This is a genomic window from Streptomyces sp. NPDC093586 (assembly GCF_044764905.1).
Lineage (GTDB): Bacteria > Actinomycetota > Actinomycetes > Streptomycetales > Streptomycetaceae > Streptomyces.
The window spans coordinates 1-5,352 of record NZ_JBIWJA010000085.1 but is presented as its reverse complement, the minus strand read 5'-3'; the positions used below and the strand labels follow the sequence as shown (position 1 = coordinate 5,352).

Below are 5,352 nucleotides of genomic sequence, written 5' to 3'. Positions count from 1 at the left end.
CAGTCCGGCGTCGGCGAGGGCGTCGGTGATGACGGTGGCCTGCCCGCTGACGCTGGGCGCGGTGAAGCCGACCTTGTCCGAGCCGTCGTTGTTGACGGCGCTGCCGCGGACGACCGCGTAGATGCGGTCCCCGGCCTCGACCGCGTCCGACAGCCGGCGCAGCACCACCGCCACCACGCCGTTGGCGAGGACCGTGCCCGCGCCGTCGGCGTCGAAGGGCCGGCAGTGTCCGTCCGGCGAGGCCACGAAGCCTTCCTGGTAGTGGTAGCCCTGTTCCAGGGGGAACGTGAGGGCGGAGGCGCCGACGAGGGCCACGTCGGACTCCCCGCGCAGCAGGCTCTGCCTGGCCAGGTGTGTGGCCACCAGCCCGGTGGAACAGGCCGTCTGCACCGTCAGCGCGGGGCCGCGCAGGTTCAGCATGTGCGCCAGGCGGGTCGCGAGGAAGTCGTTCTTGTTCCCGATCGCCGAACGGAAGACCTCCGAGACGTCGTCGGGTTCGCCCTGGTCGTAACCGCCGAAGCCGACCCCGCCGAAGACTCCGATGCGGCCGGGTCCGGCGCCGGGCACGATGCCGGCGTCCTCCAGGCCCTGCCAGGCCGTCTCCAGGAAGAGCCGGTGCTGCGGATCCATGTTCTCCGCGTCGGAAGGGGAGCAGTGGAAGAACTCGGCGTCGAAGAGGTCGGCGTCCTCCACGTAGCCCTTGGCCGGGATGTATCCGGGGTCGTCCAGTACGTTCCCGGGCACCCCGGCGTCCAGCAGCTCCCGGTCGGTGAAGCGGCGGATCGACTCCACTCCGCCCCGCAGGTTCGCCCAGAACTCCTCCGCGTCGTTCGCTCCCGGCAGGCGCAGGGCGATGCCCACGATCGCCACCGCGTCCTCGTCCGTACGCTCCCGGGGCGCCGTCGCCGTGACCGCGCGTGTGGCGTCGCCGCGCAGGAACGCGGTGAGCTGTCGGAGCGTGGAGTGGCGGAACAGCGTGGAGAGCGGGAACTCGCGGTCCAGGCCGGTGCGGATCAGCTCGTGGGCCTGCAGTGCTCCCATCGATGTGCCGCCCAGTTCGAAGAACCCCCTGTCGGGGTCCAGCTCGGCCGTCCCCAGTACCTGCGTCCAGGCCGAGACCACCGTCTCCCACACCCGGTCACCGCCCGCGGCCTGTTCCACGGGCTCCGGCTGCGGCGCCGGCAGTGCGGCCAGGGCCAGCCGGTCGATCTTGCGGTTCGGCGTCAGCGGCAGGCTCTCCTGCCGTATCCACCGCGCGGGCAGCATCGACACGGGCAGCCGCGCCGCGGCGTGCTCGGCCAGGTCCCGCTGGTCGGCGTCCCCGGAGTAGTACACCCACAGGGCCGCCGGGCCGGCGTCCCGCCGTACCACCGCGGCGGCCTCCCGCACGCCCGGGCATCCGGAGACCACGGACTCGATCTCGCCGAGCTCGACGCGGTGTCCGGCCAGTTTCACCTGGTTGTCCACGCGGCCGCAGTACTCCAGTGAGCCGTCCTCGCGGTAGCGGACCACGTCCCCGGTGCGGTACATCCGCCCCGCGCCCGCGAGCGGGTCCGTCACGAACCGCTCCTGCGTCAGCGCGGCCCGGTCCAGGTAGCCTCGCGCGACACCGTGCCCGCCGATCCACAGCTCACCGCGGCAGCCCCGCGGTACCGGCTGCCGCCGCCGGTCGAGGACGGCCAGCCGGGTGCCGGGCACGGGCGACCCCAGCGACACCGGCCCGGGCTCGGCCCGCCAGGTCGTCGAGTAGATCGTGGTCTCCGTGGGCCCGTACCCGTTGATCACGTCGCCGCCGCAGGCCCGGAGCAGCCGGTCGGCCAGGACGCGGTCGAGCGCTTCGCCGCCGACGATGAGCAGCCGCAGCCCGCCGAGCAGCTCACGCCCGCCCGCGTCCGCCAGCAGCATCTTGGCCAGTGACGGAGTGCACTGCAGGTGTGTCGGCTCGTACGTCCGGTAGTCGGCCCAGCCGCCGAGCTCTCCGCTCGCGACCACCACGCGGTAGCCCCGGGTCAGGGTCCACAGCAGTTCGAGGCAGGAGATGTCGAAGGACACGCTGGTGACGGCGAGCCAGCTGTCGTCGGCACCGCCTCCGACCCGTTCGTCCATCGCCAGGCAGAAGGCGGCGAACTGCGCGTGCTCGACCACCACGCCCTTCGGGGTGCCCGTCGAGCCGGAGGTGTAGATGACGTAGGCGGGGTCGGACGGTTCCGGCAGGACCGGCACGGCGGCGTCCGGCTGTCCGTGCCGCCCGGTCCCGGTGGTCTCCTCGACGGACAGCACCCGCAGGCCGTCCGGCAGCGCGTCCGCGAGGGAGCCGCTCGAGACGGCCACCTCGATGCCGCTGTCGGACACCACGTGCTCCAGACGCGACTTCGGGTATTCCGGGTCCAGCGGGACGTAGGCGGCCCCGGCCATCCAGGTGGCGAGCATCGCCACCGGCAGGTCGACCGTGCGGGGCAGGCAGAGGCCGACCAGATCACCGCGTGCGACGCCCGTTGCGGTGAGCTCACGGGCGAGCGCGAGGGCTCTCGTGGACACCTCCCGGTAGGTCAGCTCGTGTCCGTCCGTCACCACGGCCACCGCGTCGGGCGTCCGTGCCGCCTGCTCCAGGATGCGCCGGCACGCGTTCTCCCCGGCGGGCCGGGCGGTGACCTCGCCGCCGTGCTCGGCGAGCCAGCGGCGTTCCGCATCGCAGAGCAGTCCGGTGTCGCGGACCGGACGGGCGGGCTCGGCGGCCAGCGATGCCAGCAGGGTCTCGAAGTTGGCGACCATACGGCGAGCCGAGTTCCGGTCCAGCACGTGCGACTGGAACTCCAGCTCCCCGCGCAGCACATCGCCGTCGGTGGTCAGCGTGAGGCCCAGCTCGAACTTCGACGCGCCCTGGACGTTGCCGGACAGGTTTCCCGTCGTGGGCAGCCGCCAGGCCGCCTCGCCCGTTCCCATCGTGGGGAAGGCGGTGCCGCCGTAGTTGAACACGGCCCGGAACAGCGGGTTCTCCTCGCCGGTCCGGCCGCCGTCGGTCATGCGCACGACCTCGGTCAGCGGGACGCTCTGGTGCTCGAACACCCCCCGCACCCGGGTGTGCGTGCGGGCGAGGAGGTCCTCGAAGGACACCTCCCCGGTCAGGTCGCAGCGCAGCGGCAGGGTGTTCGCGAGGAATCCGAAGGTCTCCGCGACCTGCGGCAGCTCCCTCGCCGACCAGATCGTGCCGATGCTGAAGTCGTCCTGGTCGGTGTACCGGGCGAGCAGCACCGCGAAGGCACTGACGTACACGGTGTATCCGGTGACGGAGTTGCGTGCGGCCAGCTCGTCGAGGGCGGCCCGAAGCTCCGCGGGCACGGTGAAGTGCACGGCGTCACCGCCCTGGTCGTCCTCGGCGACGTCCCGGGCGGGGAGTTCCAGTCGCTGGGCGCCGCCCAGCTCGGACGCGAAGTACTCGAGCGAACGCTCGAAGGCGCCCTGCTCGATGGACCGCTTCTCCCATCGCGCGTAGTCACCGAGGTGGTACCGGACGTCCGGGAGCTGGAGGGTCTCCTGCCCGGCGAGGGCCCGGTACGTCTCGTGCAGCTCGCTGAGCAGCAGGGACATCGACCAGCCGTCGGTGATGGCGTGGTGCAGGGTGAAGCACATGGTCCACGTCTCGCCGGAGTCCACCAGCAGGCAGCGGAACAGGGTCTCGGCGTCCAGCCGGAACGGGACGCGTTCCTCCGCGTGCAGCATCCGGTCGAGCTCATCGGCGCCGGCCACCCGCTCGTGCCGCAGCGGGACGGTGAAGTCCTGGTGCACGACCTGGACCAGTTCGCCGTCACGGAGTTCCAGCCCCGTGCGCAGCGCCTCGTGGCGTTCCATCACCGCGCGAAGAGCCAGGCCGAACGTCTCCGGGCACAGGGGACTGTCCACCTCGAGCCGGAGCACGGCGTTGTACTGCGCGGAGTCCGGGTGCATCCGCTCCAGGAACCACAGCCGGCGCTGGCCCTCGGTCGCCGGATGGACGTCGCGCTGCTCGGCGCGTTCCATCGACGCGCCGGGGGACGGCAGCCCGGAGAAGACGTCGGCCAGCAGATGGTCCACGACCGCCCGGGGTGTGGGGTGTTCGAAGGCGAGCGTGGACGGCAGCTGCGTGCCGGTCACCTCGCTGAGGCGGTTGCGCAGCTGGAGAGCCATCATCGAGTCCAGTCCGCGGTCCTGGAACCGTTCGTCCGCGGGCATGGGTTCGCCGAGTCCGAGAACGCCGCGGACCACGTCCTGTACGGCCTCCATCACGGTGGTGGCGTGGGCCGACCCGGGCAGTGCCGCCAGGCGGGACGCCAGGTCGGCGGGGGCCGTCTTCCGCTCCTGCCGGTCACGGGGTCCGCCGTCGATCCAGTAGCTCTGCCGCTGGAAGGCGTAGCCGGGCAGGTCGACCGGGCGGCGGGGTCCGTCGAGGACCCGTGTCCAGTCGACCGCGTGGCCGTGGACGTGCAGTTCGCCGAGGCCGCGCACGATCTGCTCGATGCCTCCGTGGTCCCGGCGCAGGCTGCCCAGGACCACTCCGCCGCGGTCGGCGGTGAACGCGGTCAGCGGGATGGCCAGCAGCGGATGCGGGCTGACCTCGGTGAACACGCCGAAGCCGTCGGCGCGCAGCGCGTCGAGCGCCAGGTCCATGCGCACCGGCTCCCGCAGGTTGCGGCACCAGTACCGGGCGTCCAGGGCCTCTCCGCCGATCGGGGCGCCGGTCACGGAGGAGTACATCGGCACCGTGGTCGCGCGGGGGCGCAGTCCGCCCAGCGCCGCTTCCACGTCGGGCAGCACGGGGTCGACGAGGCCGCAGTGTCCGGCCCGGTCCGCCTTGATCCGGCGGGAGAACACGTCACGGTCCGCCAGCTTCGCGAGCAGGTCGCTCACCGCGTCCGCCGTGCCGGCCACCGCCACCGAACCCGGGGTGTTCACCGCGGCCACCGACAGCGCTCCGTCGTACTCGGCGAGCAGTTCCTCCACCTCGGTCAGCGGCAGTCCCAGCAGGGCCATGCCGCCCGAGCCGCTCTCGATGCGCTGGAAGGCCTGGCTGCGGACGGTGACCACCTTGGCGCCCTCCTCCAGGGTCAGCGCTCCGGCGGCCACGGCGGCGGGCACCTCGCCCTGGCTGTGTCCGACCACGGCCTCCGGTTCCAGACCGACGGACCGCCACACCGCCGCCAGACCGAGCGCGACCGTGAACAGCGCGGGCTGGGTCACCTCGACGTCGTCCAGGCTCAGCCCGCTCGCCTCGGGGTCCTCCAGCAGTTCGCGGACCGACCAGCCGGTCCACGGGCGCAGTGCCTCGTCGCAGCGGTCGACCGTGTCGGCGAAGGCCGGGCTCTCGGCGAGCAGGCG

The 5,352-nt window shown here is 72.7% G+C and carries 1 protein-coding gene; it reads right to left on the bottom strand.

Annotated features, from left to right (window positions below):
- A partial coding sequence (locus ACIRFH_RS36405) for an amino acid adenylation domain-containing protein (RefSeq protein WP_403530829.1) occupies window positions 1-5,352 on the bottom strand: 5,352 nt, incomplete at both ends.